Raw genomic sequence first — 24,553 nt, 5'->3', positions numbered from 1 at the left:
ATTGGGGCCAAGAGGAAAGGGGTAAGTGGCGGCCGGGGTTCAGCCGCGGGGATGAAACTTGCTGTGGACCGCCTTGAGCCGGGCGGCGTCGACATGGGTGTAGATCTGGGTGGTGGCGATATCGGCATGGCCCAGCATCATCTGAACCGCCCGCAGATCGGCGCCATGCTCCAGCAAATGGGTGGCAAAGGAGTGGCGCAGGATATGGGGGCTGATCGGCTTTGCAATTCCGTTGAGCCGGGAGCACTCGCGGATAATCTGCCAGAAGCGGAGCCGGGTCATGGCGCCGCCCCGGGCGGTGACGAAGAGCATGTCGCTGCGCCGCTTCCTGAGCAGGCGGGGCCGGCCCTGGGTGATGTAGGCGGCCAGGGCCTGGCCGGCGGCCTGGCCAAAGGGGATCAGCCGCTCCTTGCTCCCCTTGCCCAGTACCCGCAGATGACCGGCCTGGTTGACCCCGCTCACCGGCAATTTGACCAGTTCGGAAACCCGCAGCCCACTGGCATAAAGCAGGTGCAGCATGGCGTGGTTGCGCAGGGCCAGGGGGGTGGGCTGAGCCGGGGGCGTCAGCAGGCGGTTGACCTCGGAGATCGTCAGAACCTTGGGCAGGGAGCGGCCGGGTTTGGGCAGGTCGAGCAGGGCGGAAGGATCGTGACTAATCAGGTTCTCCCGGCGGAGAAAGCGGAAAAAGGCGCGCAGGGCCGAGACCCGGCGGGCGCTGCTGCGGGGAGCGATCCCCCGGCGGTGGCAATTTTCCAGGTAGGCCCGCAGATCTTCCGGCCCGACGGCATCGATGCCGCTTAAGTCCGCCCGGCCAACGGCCAAAAAATCGAAAAAGGAAACGAGATCGGCCTGATAAGCCGCCAGGGTGTTGGCCGCCAGGCGACGCTCGGCGGCCAGGTACTGGAGAAAATAGTCCAGCAGGGGAGGGAGAAATGAAAACGCCCCGGAGCCTCCTCCTACTGGGGAGGGGCCGGGGCGTTTAGCTGGGAGTTTCGTCCCGCCTGGGCTGTTCATTTGAGCAGACCGGCAAGCGGACCTTAGTCCCGTTCCATTCTGAACTGCAGCTTCCGCAGCTTCCGCCGCGACTCCGCCGTCTTGCGACGACGCTTGGCGCTGGGTTTCTCGTAAAATTCGCGCCGCTTCAGCTCTTTCTTCATCCCGTCAAGCTGGAGCTTCTTCTTGAGAATCCGGATGGCGTGCTCAACGTCACCCCTGACTTCAACCTCGATCATTTAACTTTCACCGCCTTTTCGTCGATCGTCTGTGGTTAAGGGCCAAACCCGGCCCGGCAATTGCCCGGCCCGGTCATAATTTCGTCACAATTTGTCACAAATAACCAAAAACCGGAGGAATGTCAATTTATTCCTCTGGTGGTGAGGTGACAAGCAATCCCTTTCAGCCGCCCTGGCAAAAAAAACGGGGCATCGACGACAACCCGTGCAACTAAACCGGGCGGGGCCGGGCGCCGAGGCGTAGCAGGGCCAGGGGCAGGGGCTCGCTGGGGATGCCGTTGATCAGGCCCGGCTGGCGGGATTTGGCCAGGATGCGGCCGTTGCGGTACTTGGCGATCTGCTTGAGGTCTTTGGGGCGCAGTTGTTCGGTCCACTTGATTTCCAGAGGTTCAAAACCGTTTTCCACCACCAGGGCCAGATCGACTTCACCTTCGGCCTTGATGTAGTAGGTGGGGTAATACTGGCGGTACTGGGTGATCACCGTCGCCTCCACCAGCCGCCCGATCCACATGGGGTCGGCCGTCGCCGGCTGGACCAGGCTGCTGTACGGGTCCGGGCTTGGGTGCAGCCAGGAACGGACGGCGTGAAAAATAAAGGGGGGGGCGGACGGAGCGGACAGCGCCTGCAACTGTTCCGGCGACAAACTCTCTTTCAGCTTGATGACTTCGTAAAAATTGAGGGGGTGGAGGTGAAAATCAAAGATCCGGGCCGGTCGGCGGCGGCAGCTCGCTGAAAATCCGGACCAGGGCGTGGTGATCGTCGATCAGTTCCCCGGCCAGGTAGATGATCCGTTCCGGAAAAAGATGAGAAATGGTGTCTGACCCGATTTTATGGACCCCGTCCCAGCCCATGGCCTCCATGATGGAGGGCCAGGCCCGGATCCACCCCGGCGTCAGCACGAAGGCCCCTTCGGCCTCCGCTTCGGTCTTCCGCGGTCCCAGCAGGGCATCCAGGCAATTATCCGCCTCCAGGCAGGCAGCCCGGTGACTTTCCGCCACCCCCTCGATACCCGGCGAGCAGGCCCTGCCGTACACCACGCACAGTTCATTTTCCTGGTTTTGGCGACAAATGGCAAGCTGATCGTCCAGCTCCCGGTTCAACCGGTCCATGTCCGTATGCAGCGCCGCCGGCAGGGAAATGATCTCCAGGTCGGCGCGGGAGCCCAGAACGGCTTGCAGTTCGGGCACCAGCACCTGGCAGGCCACGACGGTTTTAGGTCGCGGCCCGGCTTTCATTTTCGCACCATGACTGGTGTTACGTCGCACGGGACCTCCAGGGAGCTGGCAATGGAGGAAAAACTGGTGAACAGCTCCATCACCATGGCGGTTTCGTTGAGTTCTTCTTCGGTGGCTCCGGCCATCATGGCCATGGTCTTGTGGGCCAGGTGACAGTACTGGCAATTGGTCATCACAGCGACCACCATGGCGATGAGCTCCTTGGTCTTGCGGTCCAGGGCCCCCTGCTTCAGCATGATCTGCTTGACCCGGACCCAGTTGTTTAAGGCCCAGTCCGGATCAACGGCCGCCTGGGCCTTGAAGAAGTTGGGTACCATACCGAATTTGGACCGGATCTCATCGTAGAGTTCCGCCGTTTTTCCCGTAGCCTGTTCTTCTTCCAGCATTTTGCATTCCATCTTTGATTGTCTCCCGATATATTTGTTTTAATGTAAGCAATCACTTACGTTTTAATAACTGGCGCCGACCGGGCGCGCTTGGTAACTCTTTTTTGCCTTGCGTTGCCGGCCAGGGCGGTCGGCGGGCTTGTGCCAGGCCTTATCACTCATCGGGAAAGAAATGGTGTCTGACCCGATTTTATGTGTTATGTGTATGTGCCCCGATTTTACCCCGATTTTACGCGCGATTTTAAACAGATCACGGCTTCGCGTGATGTCTGGCGGCCAGTTTCCGACCCAGTTCGGCGGCCTGTTGCCAGGCCGGCTGATCTTCCACCCGGCGGAATTTGTCCGGAGCGATGGCCAGATCCTTGCCGAATAGCCAGGGCAGGGCGCTCATTTCGCAATCGGAGCCGTGGCCGCAGACCAGGCACTCAGGGTTGCCCTCCGCCTCCAAGCGGCCGACAATTTCCATCCCTTCCAGGGTCAGGGCGTGGCTGATCTGGTCGCCGGCCTCCTTAATGCCGGGGGCGTCCCGGCCCAGGCCGGTGATGGCGATCACCGCCGCCTTGCCCCGGTTGAGGCCGGTGCGGTGGCGCATGCTGTACAGCCGCTCCAGGAAAGCCTTGGTGAAGCCATCGACGCTGCCGTAAGGTGGATAGGCGCCGATCACCAGAGCCCGGGCCCGGCGGATTTTTTCCCCCAGCGGTGGGAAGTCGTCGTTGACCTTGCAGACATTGTCTTCCACGCAGCCCAAGCAGGCCCGGCAGGGGCCGATGCGCAGCCGGCTGAGCTTGACAAACTCCGTCGGCAGGCCACTGCCGGCCAATACCGCCTGCACCAGCCGGTCGGTGTTGGAATTTTTGATGGGGCTGCCGGAAAGACCGATAATTTGGGGATGCGCCATGGCGGTTCCTCCTTGGTTGAGTGATCGGGTAAGCGCTGCTGCGGAACGATTACCGGCACTCTAAGCGGCATTATCTCCCCATGCTGTAGCCGTTGCTACAAGAGTAGTTTTTTATTTTAGTCCTCGTTCGGGGCCACCAGCAGATACCTTCCTTCCTGGACGACCAGTCCCGCCTCCTTCAATTCTCCCAGGGCCCGGGTGATGCTGACCCGGTGGACTCCAGCCAGAAAGCTCAGCTCTTCATGGGTCAGGACAAAGGGCAGCAGCAGCCGGCCATCGGGGCGAGGCCGACCGTGTTCGGCGGCCATGGCGGCCAACAGCCGGTGCAGGCGTCGGCCAATGGTGCCGCCGGCCATGTTGCCCACCTTTTCGGTCATGGTCGCCAGGCGGGCGCTCAGGTTGCGGATCAGTTGCAAGGCGATATTGGGGTGGGCCAGGACGATCTCTTCCAGTTGGCGGCGAGTAAAACCGCAGGTCATCACGGGTTCCAGGCAGACGGCGTCCACCGGGTAAATTCCGGTGGCGGCCAGCATGGTTTCGCCGATGAAATCGCCAGCCTGGCGGATATCCAGGGTCAGCCCCCGGCCATCCTCCAGCACCCGACTCAGCTTGACCCGGCCACATTTGAGCAGAAACAGGTCGTCGGCCGGTTCCCCCCGGGCGAAGATGGTCTCGCCGACGGCGAATTGGCGGCGGCGGGCCGCCCCGGCCATAAACTCCCGCTCGTCCGGGGCCAGATCGTTGAAGATCCATAATTGCCCCAGGCAAACCGCCGCCGTCTTCACCCCCGCCGGAGCCGTTTTGGCGCAAAGGCATTCCATCGCCTAAAAAACCCGGCTAAGTAAATAGTAAACCAACGCTCCCGCGCCCAGGGAACCGTAAATCAGCAGTCAGGGCGGGCAGCCGTCGGCCATCCGGCGCTTGAGCAGGACAAAGGCGCCAACCACGGAGAGCAGCGCGATCAAAAGCAGAATAATTTCCATACAGTGTCTATTACCCTGTCTACTCCAGACCGGCAAGGAGATGCAGTTCGGCCGGCCACAACACGCATTTTCCGGGCAAAATCGGCCGGCGGCGGGCGCAAAACGGAAAAAATGGTGTCTGAACCGATATTTCACTACAAAACGAAGAACCATCTCCTTCAACCGTGCGGCAACCGCAATGTGGGAAAATGGCGCCTGAAACTCTTTCTCCCTTCATCTTTCCCTTCGCGCTTCTGATGACAGTTGCCAAGCTCCGTGCACCACGCACAGGTCTATGTTGATGTTCGCTATCGTTATTTTTGCATCCGAGCGATCCAGCTTCAGAGTGAAGTCCCGTGGGCTTTTGCCAATGGGGATGTTGATGGTGGGGCCATCGGCCGAAAAGTGAGTCTTGCCGACATCCAAGACCTGGGAAAAAAGGGAAACCGGGATTTCCACCAGCTCGTAAAGGGCAAGTTCGCGAAAATAACGCAATTGTACTATGGCATCGACCTCGGAGCAATATTCCCGGAACAAACGATGGGTTTGCTCGCAACGCTTGGCGGCCGTCCGGCAATCCTGAATCCATGCGGCCTCGGTGAGTTTGCTGATGTGCAACTTGTCTCGCTTGAGACTTTTGGCCTGCGAGGACTTCAAACTGATCCGGCGGCCATCGATCATCACATCCCAGAAGCGCTGCCCGTCAGGGGCCTGCTCGACCTTCTGTCCAGCCTGGGCGCAGGCCGCCATCAAGGCGAAATCGAAACTGTCCTGCATCAGGGGGGAACCGATGAAACAGTGGTGAGCTAGAAGTTTGGAGCGGAATTCACTCTCGAACCCCTCGTTGTTCCAGGGGGAATCCTGGTTCATATTCACGGCGCAGGGGGTGCGCAGGGCGGTGATAAATTCCTGCAACCGCCGTTGCTCCGCAGCCGTGACCGTCATGCTGAAATTAACCATCGAATAATTCTCCCTGTTTTTTCTTCACGATATCGGCCGGCCGCAGGTTGGTCCCCGGCAGCAGAACGTCCGTCACCTTCGGTTGCTCCCCGGTCAGAATCCAGTGGGCCAGATGGGCGAGCTGATAGGAAACCAACGGCGGCACAGCATCGCCGATATGGCGGTACATGTTGGAAACGGCGGCTCCGTTGAACACGAATTCGTCGGGGAATCCCTGCAACGCCGCCAACTCGCGCACGGTGCAAAGTCGATTCTCTTCGGGGTGGGCGTAACGCCCGTTGCCGACATGTGAACATTCCCGCTTGATGGTCGGGGCTGGCCGATCCCAGGCCATCCGCCCGTACACATCGGGGTATGAACCGAAACGGCGCAGCGAGACGATCCGCTTCATGGCATCGGTCAAAAGGTAATCGGCATCCGGCCGGCTCAGAAGGTCCACCCAGGAACCGCCATCCTTGGGAATCGCCATTATTCGCCTCCGAACCGCCTCCGACGAGAAGTCGGGATGAAGGTCGCTACCCTCTGCATCCGGGGAGATGGTGGCAAAGGTTCGCCGGACCGTGATGGCCTCGTCGGCAACGGTCCAACCGTCCCACAAACTTTCCAGGGTGTGCAGGGGCAGATTCTGTTTGACCGCGATCACGATGGCCCGCTCGCGAATCTGGGGCAGGCCGAACCTCGACAACAGGTAGGTGCGGCCAAAGACGTTGTAGCCGTGATTCTCCAGAAACTCGCGAAACCACTCGTAATGGTGTTTGAAATTGCCGCGTATCAGTTCCCGGGCGTTCTCCATCATTACGATGTCGACGTCCAAGGCAACGGCGAACTCCGCCGATCTTCTCACCAAACTGTTGCGCCGGTCATCGCGCAGATGGTTATCGGGATTGGCCCGGCTGAACCCGGTACAGGGCGGGCAGGACGAGAGTACCGAAATATGCAGATCTGCTGGCAAACCCAGCGTTTCACGCAACTTGGTGGGGGGAACCGTGGTCAAATCCAGTCGCGTCGGGCAGATTCCGATATTGCGGCCATAGGTACCGTTGCATTGCAACTTGCCCTTGCCGACGCTGGGCTTGCCCAACTCGGCATCGGCCGCGCCAACCACCTTGAATGAGGGATGCCGGTGAAAACCGTAACTCATCCCACCGGCCCCGGAAAAGAGATCGACCACGGCGAAAGGCCGGTTCGCAAGGGATTCGGCCTTGCGGGAGCGCCCGGCAGCCGTAGCTTCATCTTCCCGGCCGGCATAGGAATCTATGCGATAGCGGACTTTTTTCTCGGCTGCGGCCAGCAATTCGCGGCGATCCAAGAAATAAGCGCCCGATTCCTTCGCCGCCACCCCGTCCTCAGCAGCGCTCTCCGACCGCAGCCAGCGGGCAACCCTGTGTACCGTCGCAACCGTATCACGCAGCAACTCGCATTCCCATACCACCAGAACCCGCCAGCCGAGACGCTCAATCTCCGCCTTGACACGGCGGTCCCTGGCGACATTTTCCGCGAATTTCTCCTGCCAGAATGCGGCTTTGGTCTTGGGGGTACTAGCATCATTGCACCCCTGATGCCGATGCCAGTAACACCCGTGTACAAACACCGCAGCCCGGCACATGGGAAACACCAGGTCCGGCTTCCCCGGCAAACGCCGGTCCCCAAGTCGATACCGCAACCCCAGCCGATGCAAGCCGCAACGCAATATCCACTCCGGCTTGGTATCGGCGGAGCGCACCTTCGACATCAAGGTCGATCTTTTTTCTTCGTCGAGAATGTCAGTCATGATTCTTACCAGTATCCAGCGCATTCCGGAATTGCCGGAAAAAAATCAACTCCGCACTTCAATCCCACAGCGTTGCAGATGTTCCTTGACCGTCGAGATCTCCACCTCGCGGCGGTGGAAGATGCCGGCGGCCAGGGCGGCGTCGGCGTTGGTGGCGGCGAAGACCTCCGAGAAGTGTTCGGGCTTGCCCGCCCCGCTGGAAGCGATCACCGGGATGGTCACCGCATCCTTGACCAATTTGATCAGCTCCAGGTCGAAGCCGGAGTTGGTGCCGTCCTTGTCGATGCAGTTGAGCAGGATCTCCCCGGCTCCCAGCTCCTCGCAGGCCTGGGCCAGGGTGGCGGCGTCGAGGTCGCGGCCCTCGCGGCCCCCCTTGACGGTACACTGGTACCAACAGAACGCCTCGCCGTTGGGGCCGGGGAAGGCGGTGGGGATTACCCGGTGTTTTGGAGCGTCCGCCGGGCTTTTTACGTAAATCCGGCGCGGATCGATGGAGATCACCACCGCCTGGTTGCCGTAGACGTGGGCGATCTGCTCGATGGAGCTTTTGCCGTCCTTTTGGCGGCCCCGGGCCAGGTACTCCTCCACCACCGCCACCGCGTCGCTGCCGATGGAGATCTTGTCGGCCCCGGCCCGGAAGTAGCGGGCCGCCACATCCAGGGCCGCATAGAAGCGGCCGTTGGCATCGGTGAATTCCCGGATACCGCCGCCGATGGTCAAAGGAACAAAAACCTCCTCCGAGGCCCGTTCCAGCACCTCCAGCATGGGCTGATCTTCCAGGGGAAAAGCGCGGAAGGCGGTGATATTGAGAAAGGTGACCTCGTCGGCCCCTTCCCGGAAGTAGCGGGCCGCCAGCTCCACCGGCTTGCCCAGGTTGCGGACCTCGCCGCCGGATTCGCGGACGTCGTACTGGTCACCCTTGGTCACCACCAGGTCGCCCCGGTCATTGCTGCGGACATCGAGACAGGCGATGATCCGCTTGGCCAGTTTGGTCCGGGCCGGTGGGAATCCGGAACCGGTCTGATGGGTGCCGACGGCCGGCGGGCGTGACCCCGGAGCCGGTTCGCGGTTGCTGATCTCCTCCCGGGCGGCGGCATCGCTCTGCAAAAAGTTTTTCAAAATCGCCAGGCCCGCCGCCCCGCTTTTCTCGGGGTGAAACTGGCAGGCGGTGACCCGGCCCCGCTGAACGGCGCTGACAAAATCGCCGCCATAGGTGGTCTCGGCCAGGACCCACTCCCGGTTGCTCTCGTCGGCCACTGCCCGATAGGTGTGGACGAAGTAGAGCTTTTCGCCCCGGTAATCGGCAAAAAGCGGCGAGGGGCGGCGGATGGCGATCCCGTTCCAGCCGATCTGGGGCACGGCCAGACCCGGGGCCAGGAACCGCTGAATCCGGCCCTTGATCAGGCCCAGTCCGGCCACCCCGGGGGATTCCTCACTGCCCTCATAAAGGGTCTGCAAGCCCAGGCAGATTCCGAGATAGGGGCGGTCGGCCCGCAGGTACTCCAGCAGGGGCTGGTAAAAACCCAGGCGGTGCAGGCTCTCCATGGCGCTGCCGAAGCTGCCCACCCCGGGGAAGATCAATTTTTCCGCCCGCAGAATATCGGCAGGTTCAACCACCTCCCGAACCTCAAACCCCAGTTTGCGAATGGCGTTACGAAGACTGCGGACATTGCCGGCTCCATAATCGAGCAGGGTGATCATTTAACCATCACCTCCTCGGACCAGTCGTTGTGCTCGAAGGCGCTGTGGTCGGGCTTGGGCTCCTTGCTTTCGCTCAGCCGCTGCTCCAGCCATTTCAAAATTTTGTCAAACTCCTCCCGCACCTGGGCCATGGCCTGGCCGCGGTGGCTGATCCGGTTTTTTTCGGCCGAATCCATCTCGGCGAAGGTTTTGTTCAGCGGAGGATAAAACATCACCGGGTCGTAGCCGAAGCCGCCGCTGCCCTTGGGCGCTTCGGTGATAACCCCTTCGCAGCGCCCCTCGTAGGTCAGGGCCGGGCCCGCAGGCACCGCCAGGGAGAGGACGCAGACAAAGGCGGCCCGCCGGTCGCTCTCTTTTTCCATCGCTTTGAGCAGCTTGACGATATTGGCCGCGTCATCGGCCTCTTCCCCGGCATAACGGGCCGAATGAACCCCCGGCTCGCCCCCCAGGGCCTCCACCACCAGCCCGGAATCGTCGGCCATGGCCGGCAGCCCCAGGGCCTTGGCGGTGAACAGGGCTTTCTTGTAGGCGTTGTCATCGAAGGTGGCCCCATCCTCCACCACCTCGGGCAGGGGCCCGAAATCGCTCAAGGAGCGGACATCCACCGGAAAACCCTCCAACATCTCCTGCAACTCCTTGACCTTGCCCTGATTGCGGGTGGCCAGTACGATTATCTGTTTCATCTTCAATCTTCTCCTAAAACCAGAGGTTGCATACCGCCACCGCCGCCACGATCCCGGCCCCGTCGGCCAGCAGAGCGGCGGGCAGAGCATGACGGGTGCGGGTGATCCCCACCGCCCCGAAATAGACGGCCAGCACATAAAAGGTGGTTTCGGTGGAGCCCTGCATCACCGAAACCAGAAAGGCCAGAAAACTGTCGGGGTCGCCGGCCACGATCTCGCTCATCATGCCGAAGGCGCCGCTGCCGGAGAGGGGCCGCATCAGGGCCATCCCCAGAGCCTCGGCCGGCATCCCCACCCGTTCGGTGAGCGGCGAGAGCAGGTTGACCATAATCTCCATGGCCCCGCTGGCCCGGAACATCCCGATGGCCACGAAGATGGCCACCAGAAAGGGGATGATCCGCACCGCGGTGGTGAACCCCTCCTTGGCCCCTTCGGTGGCCACCTCGTAAACCCGAACCCCCCGTAAATACCCGAAAATAAGCAAACCGGCAATCAACATCGGGATCAGCCAGGAGGAAGCGGCGGTCAAGCCGGAGATGGCATCATCGCCGGCGGGAGCGGCCGCGAAAAAAAGACGGTAGAGCAAACCGCCGCCGAAGGCCAGCAGCAGCAGGGTGATAAAGGTGCGCCCAGCCCGGCCCGGAGGGTTGAGCTCGGGGGGCGCCGGCTGCTCTTCGGGGCAGGGGGCGGCGGCCGGCTCGGCCGGCCCTTTTTCCCCCACCAGCAGCCCGCCGCCCGGTTCCGGGCCGGCCATCAGCTTGGCGGCGGTGATGGCCACGATGGTGGAGCAGCAGGTGGCGACAATGGCCGGAATCAGGATCTCGGCCGGACTGGTGGCCCCGGCGGCGGCCCGGACCGTAATTACTCCCAGGGGCAGCAGGGTGACGCTGGAGGTGTTGATCGCCAGAAAGAGGCACATGGCGTTGGTGGCCGTACCCTTTTCCGCCGCCAGCTTATCCAGCTCCTGCATCGCCTTGATCCCCATGGGGGTGGCGGCATTGCCCAGGCCCAGGGTGTTGGCGGCCATGTTCATGATCATGGCGCTCATGGCCGGATGCTCGGCCGGAACCTCGGGGAAAAGGCGGGTCATCACCGGGCGCAGGGCCCGGGCGATCATCCGCATCAAGCCGCCGGCCTCGGCCACCTTCATGATTCCCAGCCAGAAGGCCATGGGGCCGATCAGGCCGATGGCCAGCATAACCCCGGCCTTGGCCGACTCGAAGGAGGCGCGGGTCACCTCATCCATCCGCCCGGTATAGGCGGCGGTGACCGTGGCCACGGCGATCAGGCCCAGCCAGATAATATTGATCACGGAGGCTTTGGGTTGCATAACGAAAGCCACCTTACCCAAAATCCAGCCGGAAAATCCAGCTAAACCTATTGTGGTTGCACAATTAAACAAATAAAGTCAATATAAGGACGTTCCGTTACCATCCTAATGAGTAACATCGACTTTTAATGATAGGGGGATTGACCATGCAAAAACTTGTTCTCACGGCCATGATCGCTGCAACCGTTTCCTTCGCCCAACCCGGCCTGCTGGCCGCTGAGGAGGAGGGGGAGCTGGTTCGCCATACGGTGGTGAAGGGGGATACCCTGTGGGATTTGGGTGGCGGCTATCTCAACGACCACTTTTCGTGGCCCAAGATCTGGGAACTAAATCCCGAGATCGCCGACCCCCATTGGATCTACCCGGGCCAGGTTTTCACGATCCCCAGATATATGATCACCTACCCCACGGACAAACCCGTGGCGGAGGAACCGGTTATCGATGACGACCTGGACGCCCTGGCAGCCCTGGCTCGTCAACGCAGCCTCTCCAGCCAGCCCTTGGGCCTCCGGGTCGGCGGCGATGATCTGCTGGCCCGGATGGCCGAACTGGAGCAGGACGGCGATGCCCAGCTCCTGGCCCGCCAGTACGACCAGGGGATCGGCATGGTGACCCGCGAGCTGCCCGACGCCGGCCGGGTGGTGAACACCAAGTTGGGCTGGGAACACGCCGCCGGCGGCGAAGCCGTGCTGATTGAAGCCCTGGACGCCTGCCCCGGACGAAAATTCGGGGTCTATCGCAACCTGGGGCCGGTGCCGCCCCTCACCTATCGGGGCGAGAGTCCCGGCTATCTCCTGGCGGACATTGCGATCATCGAGGTGGTGGGCGATCATGAAAACGGCCGGCTGGCCGTGGTGCGCAGGGCCTTCGCCGAATTGAAGGCGGGTGATCTGCTGGGGCCGGTGCAGGAAAAACCGGTGATCGTCCCCGGCGCCGCCCAGGAGCGGCTCTCCTTCAACGCCACCGTGGTGGCCCTGCAGTTTCAGCAACAACTTGCCGGCCCCGGTGGGGTGGTCTACCTCAACGCCGGTCGCGACCAGGGACTAAGTCCCGGTCTGCGCCTGGGGGTAAGGGAGCCCCAGGAGTCCCGGGCAACCGGCGAGGTGATGGTACTGCAGGTGACCGCCGATCGGGCCGCCGCCCTGGTCACTGAAAAAACCCGGCAGGCGGTAAGACCCGGCGACCAGGTGGGCCCGGTCGGTCAGTAGATAAAAAAAGGCCCTTCTTGCCAAAAAAGAGGGAGGGGGAGGGAAGGCAAGAAGGGCCCAGGAGGGTATGTTTGTAATCAGGAGACAGCGGCTCTCCTGAAAGGTTCCGATTAAAATCGGAGGGGATCAAAAAAATATTTTAACTCTGCCGATCAGCCCTTCAAGGCATCGTAAACCTTGCCCACCAGCTTGGGGCCGGGGGTGAGGGTGCCGGCGCCCTGTTCCCAGCGGGCCGGACAGGCTTCATCGGGGTGGGCGGCCACGTACACGCTGGCCTGGAGCTTGCGCAGCAGCTCCTTGGCGTTGCGACCGACGTTGTAAAAATTGACCTCCGAGGCCACCAGCACCCCGGCGGGGCTGATAATGAAGGTACCCCGCAGGTCGAGCCCGCTCTCTTCGTTGTACACTCCGAACAGCCGGGACACCTCGCCGTTGCGGTCGGCCCCCATGGGATATTTAGCCTTTTCCAGAAACTTTTCCTCCCGCTTCCAGGCCAGATGGGTATAAACGGTGTCGGTGCTGACCGTGATCACTTCGGCCCCGGCGGCGGTGAGATTGTCATACTCCTCGGCCAGGTCGGCCAGCTCGGTGGAGCAAACAAAGGTAAAGTCGGCCGGATAGAAGACCAGGATGGTCCATTTGTTACGCTTTTTCAGCTCGGTCAAAGAGATCTTGCCGAAATCGTGCTGGACCGGATCATAGATCTCCAGCTCAAAATCGGGAACTTCCTGGCCGACCTGGAGCGGACCGCAACAGCAATCATCGTAATGGTGTTCCATCGTCTTTAACTCCTTTATTCATCTTTAATTTAATTAATCCCGGGTAGCTCCGGCTTCATTTTTGATAAAAGTTATCATCTTCAAAATATTTTGCAAGCTTTTTTTGTCCTCGCTCGCGGGCGATAACTTTTTTATTTTAAAGGGCCATATGGTAGAAGCAGGGGATGAAAAGGGAAACCGCGGCCCCCAGCGACCGCCAGAAAATTATTTTGATCGGTTATCGGGCCTGCGGCAAAACCTCGGTGGGGGTTTTGCTGGCCCAAAAACTGGGCTGGGAGTTCCTGGACCTGGACGCCGAGATCGTCAAGCGAACCGGCAGCGAGATTCGGGAGCTGGTGGCCGCCCGAGGCTGGGATTATTTTCGCGCCCGGGAGCGGGAACTGCTCCAGGAGCTGGTCCCGCGCCGACGACTGGTGGTGGCCACCGGGGGCGGAGCCGTACTGCACCGGGAGGTGTGGCCGACCTTGAAGCAAGAGAGCCTGACGGTCTGGTTGCGGGCCGATCCCGCCACCATCGCCGCCCGGCTCAGCGCCGATCCGGTCAGCTCCCGGCAGCGACCGGCCCTTACCGATCAAGGCTTGCTGGCCGAGATTAATGAGGTACTGGCCCAGCGGCAGGAACTCTACCGCCAAACCGCCGATCTGGAGATCGACACCACCACTCTGGAACCGGCGACCATCGCCGGGTTGATCAGCGAAAAATGGGGCCCCCGGGGCTCGTAACATCAATAGGACAGTACAATGGCAGGCAACACCTTCGGCAAAGTCTTTCAGGTCACCACCTGGGGAGAGTCCCACGGCAGCGGCCTGGGGGTGGTGATCGACGGCTGCCCGCCCGGCCTGGAGCTGGCGGCGGCGGATATCCAGGTCAGCCTGGACCGGCGGCGGCCCGGTCAGGGGGGCCCGGCCGCCACCCCGCGCAAGGAGCCGGACCGGGTGGAGATCCTCTCGGGGATCTTCGAGGGCCGCACCACCGGCACCCCCATCAGCCTGGTGATCTTCAACCAGGACGCCCACAGCAAGTCCTACGACCATCTCCGGGATATCTACCGCCCCGGCCATGGCGATATCACCTACCAGCAGAAATACGGCCTCCGCGATCATCGGGGGGGCGGCCGGGCTTCGGCCCGGGAAACCGCGGCCCGGGTGGCCGCCGGAGCGGTGGCCGGCAAGCTCCTGGCCCGGCGGGGGATCAAGGTTTGCGCCTACACCGTGATGCTGGGCGGAATTACCATTGGCCGACGCAACCTGGCGGAGATCGGAGAAAACCCTCTCTTCTGTCCCGATAATGAGGCCGCCGCCCGGATGATCGCCCGCATCGACGAAGTCCGCCGCCAGGGCGACACCCTGGGGGGGATCGTCGAGATCGCGGTGCAGGGGTGCCCGGCCGGTCTGGGTGAGCCGGTATTCGACAAGCTGGACGCCGAACTGGCCGGAGCCCTGATGTCCATCGGCGCGGTCAAGGGGGTGGAGATCGGGGCCGGCTTCGCCGCCGCCGCCCTCACCGGTTCGCAAAACAACGACCCCATCGAACCCGGCGGCTTTGGCGGCAACAACTCCGGCGGCATTCTGGCCGGGATCTCCAACGGCGACGAGATCATCGCCCGGGTGGCGGTCAAGCCGATTCCCTCCATCGCCCAGGAGCAGCGGACCATCAATCTCCGCAATGAACCGGTAACCATTAAAATCGGCGGCCGCCACGATATTTCGGCAATTCCCAGGATCATCCCGGTTTGCGAGGCCATGGTGACCCTGGTGCTGGCCGACCATCTCCTGCGTCAGGCCACGGTGCGCCTGAACTGATAAAAGAATGATGCCAAGCCAAACGATCAACAACATCTGGATGCTGAGCCGGGAGTATGACGGCCTGGCCGGGGCCGGCGGGGTCAAGGATGTGGTGCGTCAACTGGCCGAAGCCCTGGCGGAGTCGGGGCGGCGGGTCAGCGTGGTGCTGCCCCTCTACGGCTTTATCGAGCCCGAGGCCGCCGGATTCGTCCCCGCCAATCTCCATTTCGAGGTGGGAATGAACTATACCGGGGTGGAGCGGCGGGAACTGGTGCGGATTTATGCCCGCCACCTGGCCCCGCCTGCCCCCCGGAGCAGAAAGCGGGAGTGGCGGCCGACCGCGACCCCCTCCCCCCGGGGCGGCGGCCTTTCCCTCTATCTGCTGGACGCCCAACGCTATCAGGAGAAGCTGGGAGTTTACACCTACACCGCGGCCGAGGAGGCCCTCAACCCCCATCACCACCGGGGCAGCGGTCATTTCGATTATTTCGCGATGAACGTCCTGCTGCAGAAGGCGGCCCTGGCCCTGATGATCCACCTCCAGGCCCGGCCGGAGGTGATCCACTGCCACGACGGCCACACCGCCCTGCTGCCGGCCATGATCCGGGAGATCGAGGGCTTTCAGCACTATTTCAGCCAGACCCGCGCGGTGGTCACCGTCCACAACGCCGGCATCGGCTACCATCAGGAGGTGGGGGATCTGCCCTTTGCCGAGGCGATCACCGGCCTGCCCCCCCGGGTGATCCGCGACAACCTTCTGGAGGGCAAATTCGATCCCCTGCTGGCCGCGGCCGGCTACGCCCCGCTCAACACGGTGAGTGAAAACTACGCCCGGGAGCTGCGGGAAACCGAGGCCGACGCCCTCACCGGCTGGCTGGGCCACCGCCTGTTGGGCCGGGGGGTAAACCTCACGGGGATCACCAACGGGATCAACCCCGAGGACTTCAACCCCCAGGAGCCGACAAAAGTTGGGCTACCCGCCGCCTTTTCCCCGGGCCGGCGGGATTTTGCCGGCAAGGAGCTTTGCCGCCGGGAGCTGCTGGCCGCCCTGGCCGAAGCCCGCTGGCCCCACCTGCGGCTGCATGGATCCCTGACTCCACCGGAAGGGCAAAGCGCCGCCGATCACCCCCCGCTCTTCACCTTTGTCGGTCGCCTCACCGCCCAAAAGGGGATGGACAAGCTGCTCGGGGCCCTGGAAACCCTCTTGCCCCTGGATCACGGCTTTCAGATGCTGATCCTGGGCTCCGGCGACAAGGGCAGCGAGCAGGCCCTGATCCGCCTGGCCGAGGCCGAAAGCAACCGGGGGCGGCTCTGTTTCATGCAAGGCTATGATTCCCAGGTCGCCAACCTGCTCTACGCGGCGGGAGATTTTTTCCTGATCCCCTCCCAGTATGAACCCTGCGGGCTCACCGACTACATCGCCCAGCTCTTCGGCAACCTGCCGGTGGTTCACCAGGTGGGCGGGCTGGTCAAGGTGGTGGACGGAGTCACCGGCCTGGCTTACCGCGAACATAAGTCTGCCGCCCTGATGGGGGCCATGCAGCGGGCCCTGGCCCTTTTCCGCCAGGAGCCGGAAAAGATGCTTGACATGCGTCAGGCAGCGGTCCAGCATATCCAGGAGCACTACACCTGGCAAAAGGTGATGCGGCAATACCTGGAACTCTACCGGCAGCCCTGACCGGGGGCCGGCTTCCACGGCGACGATTACCAGACAACAAGCAAATACTGACCTAAAACAAGATCAGTAAGGAGGTTTACCATGAGCGTACGTGTCGGAATCAACGGATTCGGCCGGATCGGCCGCAGCATCTTCCGGGCGGTGGACACCGATCCCCTGTTTGACCAGATCGAAATTGTGGCGGTCAACGACCTCACCCCGCCCCCCACCCTGGCCCATCTGCTGAAATATGATTCGGTGATGGGAATTTACGGCCGGGAGGTCAAGGCCGGCGAGGGGGAGATCACGGTGGATGGCCGGGCGGTGAAGGTCTTCAGCCAGCGTGATCCCGCCGAGATCCCCTGGGGAGAGCTGGGGGTGGACTATGTGATCGAGTCAACCGGATTGTTCACCTCCGCCGAGAAGGCCCAGGCCCACCTCGATGCCGGAGCCAAAAAGGTGGTGATCTCGGCCCCGGCCAAGGGGGCGGTCAAAACCATCGTCATGGGGGTCAACGAAGAGGAGTACGATCCCACCAGCGACCATGTCGTCTCCAACGCCTCCTGTACCACCAACTGCCTGGCCCCGGTGGCCAAGGTGATCATGGAGCGCTTCGGGATCAAAAGCGGGTTGATGACCACGGTCCATGCCTACACCAACGACCAGTCGCTCCTCGATTTTCCCCACAGCGACCTGCGCCGGGCCCGGGCCGCCGCCCTCTCCATGATCCCCACCAAAACCGGGGCCGCCGCCGCCGTCGCCCTGGTGCTGCCGGAACTGAAAGGCAAGTTCGACGGCCTGGCGGTACGGGTGCCCACCCCCAACGTCTCCCTGGTGGATGTGGTGATGGAGCTGGAGCGGGAAACCACGGTGCCGGAGGTCAACCAGGCCCTGGCGGCGGCGGCGGGGCGCTATCTCGGCTACTCGGAAGAACCGCTGGTTTCCATCGACTACCAGGGCAACCCCCACTCCTCGGTGGTGGACGCCCTCTCCACCAAGGTGATCGGCTCGACGGTGAAGATCCTGAGCTGGTACGACAACGAATGGGGCTACTCCAACCGGGTGCTGGACCTGATCCTCCATATGGAACAGCATAAAACCCTGTAAGGTGCCATTCCGCTCCTTGCCAGAGGAAACCAATTACGGATAAGGAAAAACGTGGTGGATAAAGTCTGCAAGCCGGCCATCGACTCCGATGCCCTGCGGGCCAATCTGCGGGAAACCGCGGTGGCCTGCGTCGAGCTGGACCCGACCTGGAAGCTGCTGCTGGAGGTGGTGGCTGACTACAAAGGGATCCACGACACCCTGGAGGAGCTGCTCTACGACATCTGCCACCCCTTCCGCAACTGGCGCCTGATCCTGCCCCGTTACCGCTCCTTTGCCCTCAAGCATCTGGACCACTACCGCCGTCATCCCCAGGGCCCCGAGGCCTGCCGCCTGTTATGCGAAATCCCCTTGCTGGCCCTGCGGGAAACCGGCAAAAATGAACTTTTGGCCGCCCAGGCCGCCGAAGCCCTGCTGGCCCTGCTGGAAAAGCTGGTCCTGGTCCTCAAGCCCGAGGAGCTGGCGGCCTATCGACATACCCTGGGCCACTGCTGCAACCAGCTGGCCGCCCTGGAACCGCCGCTGCTGATGTTGCTGGTTCAGGGCCAGCACTCCCTTAAAAAAATCGCCGCCCGCCTGGCCGCCAAATGTCAAACCCCGGCTGCCGACGATCAGGAGGGACTCTGCGACCTGCCCGCCATGGCCCGGCTGCTGCGGCAGATTTTGCTGCTCAACTACCACTACTGGCTGGGCGAGGAAGATCCCCAACCCTGGTTCACCTCCGAGTGTGAAGCCCTCTGCCGGGGCTGGCAGGCCGGACCCCTCTTTCAGGAGATCTCCCACGCCCGCCTGGCCCAACATCTGCGGGTGGCGGAAGAGATCGATCCCGAGCGCCAGGCAAACGCCATAAACCGCCTGCTGGAGTTGCCGGATCACCTGGACATTGTCCGGCTCTACAAGGATATCCCCGACCGGCTGGCCGGAGAGGAATCGGCGGATCGCTTCTCGGAAAACCGCAAGATGCTTTTCCTCTTCCGGATCATGGACACCGGCGGCCTGGCCCTGATCCATGAAGAGACCCTGCGGGAGATCAACCGCAGCCTGGTGCAGCTGATCCGCCGCCAATCCTTTGAAGAGATCGAACGCTTCCTGCTGACCACCCTGGCCCTGCTCAAGAGCAATGTCCGGCGCTATCCCCACACCTCCCTGCAGTGCATCCAGGTGATCGGCTCCGAGGTGTTCCGCCGGGGCAACTCCCGGCTGGTGGAAACCTTCCTCTGGGAGACGGTGCGCTTCGGCTTCCAGTACGCCAATGTCACCGGTATCGGCGAGGATTGGCAGCCCTTGGCCAACCCCGCCCACCTGGCCAACATCCGGGTCTGGCTCAACCTGGTGGGCCAGGAGCCCAAATGGTGTTCCACCCTCTTTTCGGCCCTGATTATCAACCTCAAACTCTCCGGCACCTGCCTCAAGGACACCGACCTTTTTCAGCGCGATATCACCGAGCTGCTCAACCAGCCCATCGAGCCGGTCTATAACCTGGTCACCCAGTTCGCCAAGCTGGTGCCGGTTTTCTTCAACGACATCGGGGCCGAGGGTCAGTTGCGCGAGGTCTCCACCGAACTGGATGAGATTCACCAGCGCCGCGACAAACTGATCCATTTCCTCCGCAAACAGAGCCATGTGGAATCGAGCAACCTGATCGTCGATTTTATCGAGGCGATCATCCTCTTCTGGCGGGACCGCGACCGGCGGGGGCTGGCTCCCTACCTGCCCGAGGAGGTTTTGGCGCAGATCAGCCCGGAGGGGGAGTTTGTCGATGATCTGCATCGTCTGACCACCCGGATCTGGGGCCTGAACCATATCCGCCAGGTCACCGACCTGCTCAACTGGGACTTCACCCAGCGTCGCCACTACCTGGCGCAACAGGAGGATATTCCCCCCGGAGAGCGGCGCCGCTTCGATCTGCTGGTTCGGATGTACCGGCTCTGCCACCAGAAATACAACCTGGGCACCGAGGAGTTGCGCCAGCACCTGAAACAGGCGGCGGCCGGCGGCTTTCCCGAGATGGAGCAGTTGCTGGCCGATCTGGAGATCTGCGACACCTTCGAGTGCCTCAGCGCCATGCTCGATCACCTGGAGCAGCTCAGGGAGATCATCCTGAGCCCGGAGCGCTTTCCGGCCCAGGAGAGCATCTACCACAAACGCCATATCGCGGTGGATATCCCCTCGATTTACGGCCGCTACCAGGAGCGCAAATTCGATGCCCTGAGCCTCACCTTCCGCCTGGAGAACCTGGCCAACACCTACCTGGAAAAACTGCCGGACACGGTCAACCTGACCATCATCACCAAGGCCACCTTCATTAGGATCATCAAATGCCTGCGCCTCTATCTGCGGGCCCTGAAGATCGACGGAATCAGCAGCCGCAAACTCTCCTCCCATATGTCGCTGCTCAGTAACTCCCTGGGGATCAAACGTTTTTCCTATACCCAGTTCCTCGATATCTTCCGCGGCCTCTCCGAGGGGGTCAAGGATGTGATCTACACCTATTACACCAACCTCCACGAGAACAACCTGAGCATCATCATCCCCCAGATCGGCCAACCCAACCTGCTGCCCAAATACCGTTACCTCTGGCAGGAGGATGATCCCGGCGGCAATATCAACCGGCTTTCGGAAAGCTTTATGCGCGACCTGATCGCCGGCACCTTCGGTCTCCAGCATCTGGACAACTTCATCACCCGGATCTACCAGACCCTGGAAGCCCAGAAAGAGGTGCTGGACGAGGGTAATCTCGACCTGCTGATGACCTACAACCCCGAGCGGGCGGTCACCCCGCTCAATCCCCGCCACAGCCGCAACGCCAACCTGATTTTGCTGGGCAACAAAGGCTACAACCTCACCCTGCTGGCCATCCAGGGCAAGCCGGTGCCGCCGGGGTTTACCATCACCACCGAGGTTTTCCGTTGCTGGCCGGTGATCCGGGAATTCAACAAATGCCGGGACGATTTCATGGCCCGGCTGCGCCTGGCCCTCAACCGGGTGGAGGAGCAGACCGGCCGCCGCTTCGGAGATCCGGCCGCCCCCCTGCTCCTCTCGGTACGCAGCGGGGCGGCGATCTCCATGCCGGGAATGATGTCCACCATCCATAACGTGGGGCTCAACGAGGATATCGTCACCGAGTTCGCCGAACAGGCGGGCAAGGAGTTCCTGGCCTGGGACAACTTCCGCCGCTTTCTCCAGTCCTGGGCCATGGGCCGGGGGGCGGAGCGGGAGTGTTTCCAGGAGCTGATGGACGCGGCCAAGGCCCGTTATGGGGTGAAGTATAAACGTGATTTCTCCCCCGAGCAGATCCGGGAGCTGGCTCTGGAATATCAAAAAACCATCCGGGGCCGCGGGATCGGCATCCCCGACGATCCCTGGCTGCAGTTGACCGGAGCGGTGGAGATGGTGATGGCTTCCTGGGATACCCCCAAAAGTCAGGACTATCGAGCCATCATGGATATCTCCGACGACTGGGGCACGGCGGTGATCGTGCAGACCATGGTTTTCGGCAATATCGGGGCCCGGTCGGGCAGCGGGGTGGTGTTCACCGCCCATCCCTACCGCAAGGTGAGCCGGGTGGCCCTCTGGGGCGATTACGCGGTGGGGGACCAGGGGGAGGATATCGTCAGCGGCCTGGTCACCACCGAACCGATCTCGGTGGAACAGGCCGAACTGGACGGCCGGTCCCCGGAAAACACCCTGGAGCGCCGCTTTCCCAAGGTCTATGAGCGGCTTTTGGCAATCTGCCGCAACCTGGTCTATGAAAAGCGCTGGAACGCCCAGGAGCTCGAGTTCACCTTCGAGGGTCCCGAGGCCGAAGATCTCTACCTGCTGCAGACCCGGGACATGATCACCATCAAAAAGAAGGAGAGTTTCTTTATCTTTGCCGACCACGCCGGCGCCGATGCGGCGCTGCTGGCCCACGGGGTCGGGGTCAGCGGCAGCGCCCTATCCGGCCGGGCGGTATTCAACGGCGACAACATCCAGCGGATGCGCCGGGAAGACCCCGAGGCCACCCTCATTCTGGTCCGCCAGGACACGGTGCCGGAAGATATCAAGGAGATCGCGGTGGCCGACGGCCTGCTCACCGCCCGGGGCGGCCAGACCTCCCACGCGGCGGTGGTGGCCACCCGGCTGGAAAAAACCTGCGTGGTGGGCTGCTCCAGCCTCAAGGTTTATGAAAACGAGGAGCGTTGCGAAATCAACGGCACCGAGATCAACTTCGGCGATTTCATCAGCCTGGATGGCCGCAAGGGCCTGGTTCTACGCGGCTCCCACCCCACCAAAAAAGAGATGCAGATCCTCCCCCTCTAGTTACTCCCTTCCTCCTCCCCGCGACCGGGTCGAAATCTGTGAAGAACAGTTCACAACTCGACCGCTTTCTGTTGAAAGAAATTATCTGGTTTATCTCGACTTTCAGGCTTACTCTCAACAACCATAAGCTTCCGGCTTTTTACGACCCGGACAAATCAACCCAGAGGTGAGGAGGAAATCATGCGAAAAACTTTTCTGATCGCGGCAATGATGGTGGCGGGTTTTGCCGGGACCGCTTCGGCCAAGGAGTTCATGACTTGGCAGACCCCCGGTTTCACCGGGCCGGAAACCTGCAAGATGTGTCACTCCGACATCCATGGCCAGTGGTCCAGCAGCTGGCACACCATGAAAACCGAATGGGGTCCCGCCCATCCCGAGGTCTATCTGAGCCAGGGTGACCAGCGCTACCCCTGGGGCAAGGAGAAGGTTTATCCCTGGGTCAAGCGGGACTGGGACAAGCTGGATACCTACATGATTCTGGACCGCAAGGACGCCAACACCAACTATGTGGCCATCGACAAGGTGGCCTTGAACGAGGTGGATCTGGTGGTCGGCAGCCAGCGCAAGCAGCGTTATGCCGTCTACTATGACGGGGGGGCCCGCAAGGCCTGGCTGGCCACCACCCAGGACCGGGGGATCTCCTGGACCCTGGATAGAACAAAAGTTGTCGATTACCCGGGCAACAAAGAGCGGGCCGGCTACAAGTTTCTCTTCATCGAAGTTCGGCCCAAGGACGGCGACATCAACAAAAGCAATTACGGCACCTGGCGCTCCTGGCAGGAGCAGTGTATCGCCTGCCACGGCACCGGTTTCGATGCCGACGCCTTCTATAAAGCCAAGGAGGAGTACGTGGCCGGCAAGCGGGAACACCTGCGTGACACCTTTGTCGCCAGCGTCTCCATCTCCTGCGAGGCCTGCCACGGCGGCGGGGCGGCCCACGCCAAAAAACCCTCCCAAGATAACATCATCAATCCGGCCAAGTTGACCGACCCGGCCCAGCGGATGGTGACCTGCAACCGCTGCCATACCCGGGCCCAGACCAACACCATGCACGGTAAGGGCTCCAACGACAACCGCGGCTTCATTCTCGGGGAGCACAGCTACGAGGATGTGATGCAGTATACCCGCCCGGCCTGGGGCAAGGGCAATCGGCAAACCTCCATCGACGGCAAAGGCCGCCGGGATCATCAGCAGGACATGGATATCATGTTGAGCGCCACCATTAAAGGCTCCCACAGCGTCCATGCCAACATGGCCTGTTTCGATTGCCACAACGCGCATCAGGTGGGCAACAACCCGGAATACCCCTGGACCTACACCCCCAAGGAAGAGGCCTGTATTCAGTGCCACGGCGCCCAGACGACGGCGGTCCTGAAGGTGATGGACGGGCGGACCGGCTGGCCCCGCTATGGCTACGGCAACTGGGATAACGAAGGGGGCCGGGTGCCCAACAAGCAGCATATCTTCAACCTTGACGCCCAGGGCCGCTCCTTCGGCCTGGCGCCGGAACAGTATCATTGGGCCCTGAAGCAGGGGGGAAACCCCAAAAATGAGGCCGACTGGCTGGCGATCTGGCCTTGGGAGAAAGGGGCCCTGGAAGCCCAGGGGCAGAAGGTAGCCATCGGCGCCGCCCCCTGGCAATAACCAGGACTTGATTTTCCCTTAAAATCTCTTCAGGGATCGGGGGGGGGTTCGTTGCCGACGACGAAACCCCCTTCTTTTTCACCACCTTTTCTGGTAGATCAACCACCATGCTGACCACCGTCTTGCTCCCATATTTGGTTGTGGCCCTGGCTTCTCTGGGGGCGGCGGGATTGACCATGTACTCCGGTTTCGGCCTCGGCACCCTGCTGCTGCCGATCTTCGCCCTCTTTTTTCCGGTGGAGATGGCGGTGGCCGCCACCGCCGTGGTCCATATGGCCAACAATCTCTTCAAGATCGCCCTGGTCGGCCGCTACGCCGATCGCGGCCTGATCATCAACTTCGGAGTGCCCGCCCTCCTTGCCGCCCTGGTGGGAGCCGCCGCCCTGGGCCTGGTGGCCGGCCTGGGAACCATCACCAGTTATACCCTGGGGCCCCACACCGCCACCATCACCCCCATCAAGCTGCTGATGGGTTGTCTGATCTTCGTTTTTGCCCTTTTCGAACTGCTGCCCCGCCTGCGTCAGTTAAAATTTGACCGCCGTTACCTGCCCCTGGGCGGCCTGCTTTCCGGTTTTTTCGGCGGTCTCTCCGGCCACCAGGGCGCCCTGCGCTCCGCCTTTCTGGTCAAGACCGGGGTCTCCACCGAGGCCTTTGTCGGCACCAACGCGGTAATCGCCTTCATGGTCGACCTGGCCCGCCTGGCCACCTATGGGATCATGTTCTGGCTGGCTGGCACCCTCTCGCCCCTGGGGGCCGAACAGTGGCCCCTGGTGCTGACCGGGATCATCGCCGCCTTCAGCGGAGTGATCCTGGGTAAACGCTTGCTCGACAAGGTAACCATGGGGGCCATCAAAACCCTGACCGGGGTGCTGCTGCTGGCCATCGCCATCGCCCTGGGGGCCGGACTGGTTTAGGCC

At 62.0% G+C, this 24,553-nt stretch carries 21 protein-coding genes; 8 read left to right on the top strand and 13 right to left on the bottom strand.

Features of this window, described 5'->3' with window-relative positions; translation table 11 throughout:
• Positions 1-39 precede the first annotated feature (39 nt).
• The 12 genes from xerD to ACHHRT_RS08245 all read right to left on the bottom strand — a co-directional run bounded on the left by xerD (position 40) and on the right by ACHHRT_RS08245 (position 11,158).
• A complete protein-coding gene (gene xerD / locus ACHHRT_RS08300; RefSeq protein ID WP_395499301.1) occupies positions 40-1,014 on the bottom strand; it encodes a site-specific tyrosine recombinase XerD in 975 nt (324 codons plus the stop codon).
• A gap of 23 nt (positions 1,015-1,037) precedes the next feature.
• Entirely contained in the window at positions 1,038-1,232 is a 195-nt protein-coding gene (rpsU, locus tag ACHHRT_RS08295; protein ID WP_462348132.1) for a 30S ribosomal protein S21, read from the bottom strand.
• 211 nt (positions 1,233-1,443) lie between these two features.
• Positions 1,444-1,860 (bottom strand): ATP-binding protein, encoded by a 417-nt coding sequence (locus tag ACHHRT_RS08290; RefSeq protein WP_395499300.1) that lies wholly within the window; start codon positions 1,858-1,860, stop codon positions 1,444-1,446.
• Positions 1,861-1,927: 67 nt separating this feature from the next.
• Complete coding sequence (locus ACHHRT_RS08285; protein ID WP_395499299.1) at positions 1,928-2,467, bottom strand: DUF1638 domain-containing protein; 540 nt, start codon at positions 2,465-2,467, stop codon at positions 1,928-1,930.
• Positions 2,464-2,865, bottom strand: a complete 402-nt coding sequence (locus tag ACHHRT_RS08280; RefSeq protein WP_395499298.1) for a carboxymuconolactone decarboxylase family protein — start codon at positions 2,863-2,865, stop codon at positions 2,464-2,466. The genes ACHHRT_RS08285 and ACHHRT_RS08280 overlap by 4 nt, the downstream gene beginning before the upstream one ends.
• Before the next feature lie 238 nt (positions 2,866-3,103).
• Positions 3,104-3,751 carry a flavodoxin family protein gene (locus ACHHRT_RS08275; protein ID WP_395499297.1) on the bottom strand — a complete coding sequence of 216 codons (648 nt, stop codon included), beginning with the start codon at positions 3,749-3,751 and terminating at the stop codon, positions 3,104-3,106.
• Between the two features lie 116 nt (positions 3,752-3,867).
• The gene (locus ACHHRT_RS08270) at positions 3,868-4,572 is read right to left on the bottom strand and encodes a Crp/Fnr family transcriptional regulator (protein WP_395499296.1); all 705 of its coding nucleotides are present in this window, start codon (positions 4,570-4,572) and stop codon (positions 3,868-3,870) included.
• 375 nt (positions 4,573-4,947) lie between these two features.
• Positions 4,948-5,673: a hypothetical protein gene (locus ACHHRT_RS08265; RefSeq protein WP_395499295.1), complete on the bottom strand. Its 726-nt coding sequence runs from the start codon at positions 5,671-5,673 to the stop codon at positions 4,948-4,950.
• Positions 5,666-7,468: a DNA mismatch endonuclease Vsr gene (gene vsr, locus ACHHRT_RS08260; RefSeq protein WP_395499294.1), complete on the bottom strand. Its 1,803-nt coding sequence runs from the start codon at positions 7,466-7,468 to the stop codon at positions 5,666-5,668. Before vsr ends, ACHHRT_RS08265 begins: the two co-directional genes overlap by 8 nt.
• Positions 7,469-7,489: 21 nt before the next feature.
• Positions 7,490-9,145, bottom strand: a complete 1,656-nt coding sequence (gene hisF, locus ACHHRT_RS08255) for an imidazole glycerol phosphate synthase subunit HisF (protein ID WP_395499293.1) — start codon at positions 9,143-9,145, stop codon at positions 7,490-7,492.
• Complete coding sequence (locus tag ACHHRT_RS08250) at positions 9,142-9,828, bottom strand: XTP/dITP diphosphatase (protein WP_395499292.1); 687 nt, start codon at positions 9,826-9,828, stop codon at positions 9,142-9,144. The genes hisF and ACHHRT_RS08250 overlap by 4 nt, the downstream gene beginning before the upstream one ends.
• 13 nt (positions 9,829-9,841) lie before the next feature.
• On the bottom strand, positions 9,842-11,158 hold the full coding sequence (locus ACHHRT_RS08245) for a nucleoside recognition domain-containing protein (RefSeq protein ID WP_395499291.1): 1,317 nt from the start codon (positions 11,156-11,158) through the stop codon (positions 9,842-9,844).
• Between the two features lie 146 nt (positions 11,159-11,304).
• Here ACHHRT_RS08245 and ACHHRT_RS08240 point away from each other — a divergent pair, with 146 nt between their 5' ends.
• Complete coding sequence (locus ACHHRT_RS08240) at positions 11,305-12,366, top strand: LysM peptidoglycan-binding domain-containing protein (protein WP_395499290.1); 1,062 nt, start codon at positions 11,305-11,307, stop codon at positions 12,364-12,366.
• Between the two features lie 152 nt (positions 12,367-12,518).
• On the opposite strand, the gene ACHHRT_RS08235 is transcribed toward ACHHRT_RS08240, so the two are convergent.
• Positions 12,519-13,145, bottom strand: a complete 627-nt coding sequence (locus ACHHRT_RS08235) for a peroxiredoxin (protein ID WP_395499289.1) — start codon at positions 13,143-13,145, stop codon at positions 12,519-12,521.
• A 164-nt stretch (positions 13,146-13,309) separates the two neighbouring features.
• Here ACHHRT_RS08235 and ACHHRT_RS08230 point away from each other — a divergent pair, with 164 nt between their 5' ends.
• From ACHHRT_RS08230 to ACHHRT_RS08200, 7 genes are all read left to right on the top strand, one after another.
• Positions 13,310-13,867: a shikimate kinase gene (locus ACHHRT_RS08230; protein WP_395499288.1), complete on the top strand. Its 558-nt coding sequence runs from the start codon at positions 13,310-13,312 to the stop codon at positions 13,865-13,867.
• 18 nt (positions 13,868-13,885) lie between these two features.
• Positions 13,886-14,947 carry a chorismate synthase gene (gene aroC, locus ACHHRT_RS08225; RefSeq protein ID WP_395499287.1) on the top strand — a complete coding sequence of 354 codons (1,062 nt, stop codon included), beginning with the start codon at positions 13,886-13,888 and terminating at the stop codon, positions 14,945-14,947.
• A gap of 10 nt (positions 14,948-14,957) precedes the next feature.
• Positions 14,958-16,607: a glycogen synthase gene (locus ACHHRT_RS08220; protein ID WP_395499286.1), complete on the top strand. Its 1,650-nt coding sequence runs from the start codon at positions 14,958-14,960 to the stop codon at positions 16,605-16,607.
• Between the two features lie 81 nt (positions 16,608-16,688).
• A complete protein-coding gene (gene gap, locus ACHHRT_RS08215) occupies positions 16,689-17,693 on the top strand; it encodes a type I glyceraldehyde-3-phosphate dehydrogenase (protein WP_395499285.1) in 1,005 nt (334 codons plus the stop codon).
• A gap of 54 nt (positions 17,694-17,747) precedes the next feature.
• The gene (locus ACHHRT_RS08210; RefSeq protein ID WP_395499284.1) at positions 17,748-21,992 is read left to right on the top strand and encodes a PEP/pyruvate-binding domain-containing protein; all 4,245 of its coding nucleotides are present in this window, start codon (positions 17,748-17,750) and stop codon (positions 21,990-21,992) included.
• Positions 21,993-22,172: 180 nt separating this feature from the next.
• Positions 22,173-23,636: a multiheme c-type cytochrome gene (locus ACHHRT_RS08205; RefSeq protein WP_395499283.1), complete on the top strand. Its 1,464-nt coding sequence runs from the start codon at positions 22,173-22,175 to the stop codon at positions 23,634-23,636.
• Positions 23,637-23,743: 107 nt separating this feature from the next.
• Positions 23,744-24,550, top strand: coding sequence for a TSUP family transporter (locus ACHHRT_RS08200; protein WP_395499282.1), 807 nt, complete (start codon positions 23,744-23,746; stop codon positions 24,548-24,550).
• The last annotated feature ends 3 nt before the right edge of the window (positions 24,551-24,553 follow it).

Source organism: Desulfurivibrio modestus, from assembly GCF_044068625.1.
GTDB lineage: Bacteria > Desulfobacterota > Desulfobulbia > Desulfobulbales > Desulfurivibrionaceae > Desulfurivibrio.
This window is presented reverse-complemented; position numbering and strand designations above follow the sequence as displayed.

Excerpts from the sequence above, each read along its gene's own strand:
- xerD (WP_395499301.1), bottom strand. The coding sequence starts at position 1,014 with ATGAACAGCCCAGGCGGGACGAAACTCCCAGCTAAACGCCCCGGCCCC.
- rpsU (WP_462348132.1), bottom strand. The coding sequence starts at position 1,232 with ATGATCGAGGTTGAAGTCAGGGGTGACGTTGAGCACGCCATCCGGATT.
- ACHHRT_RS08285 (WP_395499299.1), bottom strand. The coding sequence starts at position 2,467 with ATGAAAGCCGGGCCGCGACCTAAAACCGTCGTGGCCTGCCAGGTGCTG.
- ACHHRT_RS08280 (WP_395499298.1), bottom strand. The coding sequence starts at position 2,865 with ATGGAATGCAAAATGCTGGAAGAAGAACAGGCTACGGGAAAAACGGCG.
- ACHHRT_RS08275 (WP_395499297.1), bottom strand. The coding sequence starts at position 3,751 with ATGGCGCATCCCCAAATTATCGGTCTTTCCGGCAGCCCCATCAAAAAT.
- ACHHRT_RS08270 (WP_395499296.1), bottom strand. The coding sequence starts at position 4,572 with ATGGAATGCCTTTGCGCCAAAACGGCTCCGGCGGGGGTGAAGACGGCG.
- ACHHRT_RS08265 (WP_395499295.1), bottom strand. The coding sequence starts at position 5,673 with ATGGTTAATTTCAGCATGACGGTCACGGCTGCGGAGCAACGGCGGTTG.
- vsr (WP_395499294.1), bottom strand. The coding sequence starts at position 7,468 with ATGCGCTGGATACTGGTAAGAATCATGACTGACATTCTCGACGAAGAA.
- hisF (WP_395499293.1), bottom strand. The coding sequence starts at position 9,145 with ATGATCACCCTGCTCGATTATGGAGCCGGCAATGTCCGCAGTCTTCGT.
- ACHHRT_RS08250 (WP_395499292.1), bottom strand. The coding sequence starts at position 9,828 with ATGAAACAGATAATCGTACTGGCCACCCGCAATCAGGGCAAGGTCAAG.
- ACHHRT_RS08245 (WP_395499291.1), bottom strand. The coding sequence starts at position 11,158 with ATGCAACCCAAAGCCTCCGTGATCAATATTATCTGGCTGGGCCTGATC.
- ACHHRT_RS08240 (WP_395499290.1), top strand. The coding sequence starts at position 11,305 with ATGCAAAAACTTGTTCTCACGGCCATGATCGCTGCAACCGTTTCCTTC.
- ACHHRT_RS08235 (WP_395499289.1), bottom strand. The coding sequence starts at position 13,145 with ATGGAACACCATTACGATGATTGCTGTTGCGGTCCGCTCCAGGTCGGC.
- ACHHRT_RS08230 (WP_395499288.1), top strand. The coding sequence starts at position 13,310 with ATGAAAAGGGAAACCGCGGCCCCCAGCGACCGCCAGAAAATTATTTTG.
- aroC (WP_395499287.1), top strand. The coding sequence starts at position 13,886 with ATGGCAGGCAACACCTTCGGCAAAGTCTTTCAGGTCACCACCTGGGGA.
- ACHHRT_RS08220 (WP_395499286.1), top strand. The coding sequence starts at position 14,958 with ATGCCAAGCCAAACGATCAACAACATCTGGATGCTGAGCCGGGAGTAT.
- gap (WP_395499285.1), top strand. The coding sequence starts at position 16,689 with ATGAGCGTACGTGTCGGAATCAACGGATTCGGCCGGATCGGCCGCAGC.
- ACHHRT_RS08205 (WP_395499283.1), top strand. The coding sequence starts at position 22,173 with ATGCGAAAAACTTTTCTGATCGCGGCAATGATGGTGGCGGGTTTTGCC.
- ACHHRT_RS08200 (WP_395499282.1), top strand. The coding sequence starts at position 23,744 with ATGCTGACCACCGTCTTGCTCCCATATTTGGTTGTGGCCCTGGCTTCT.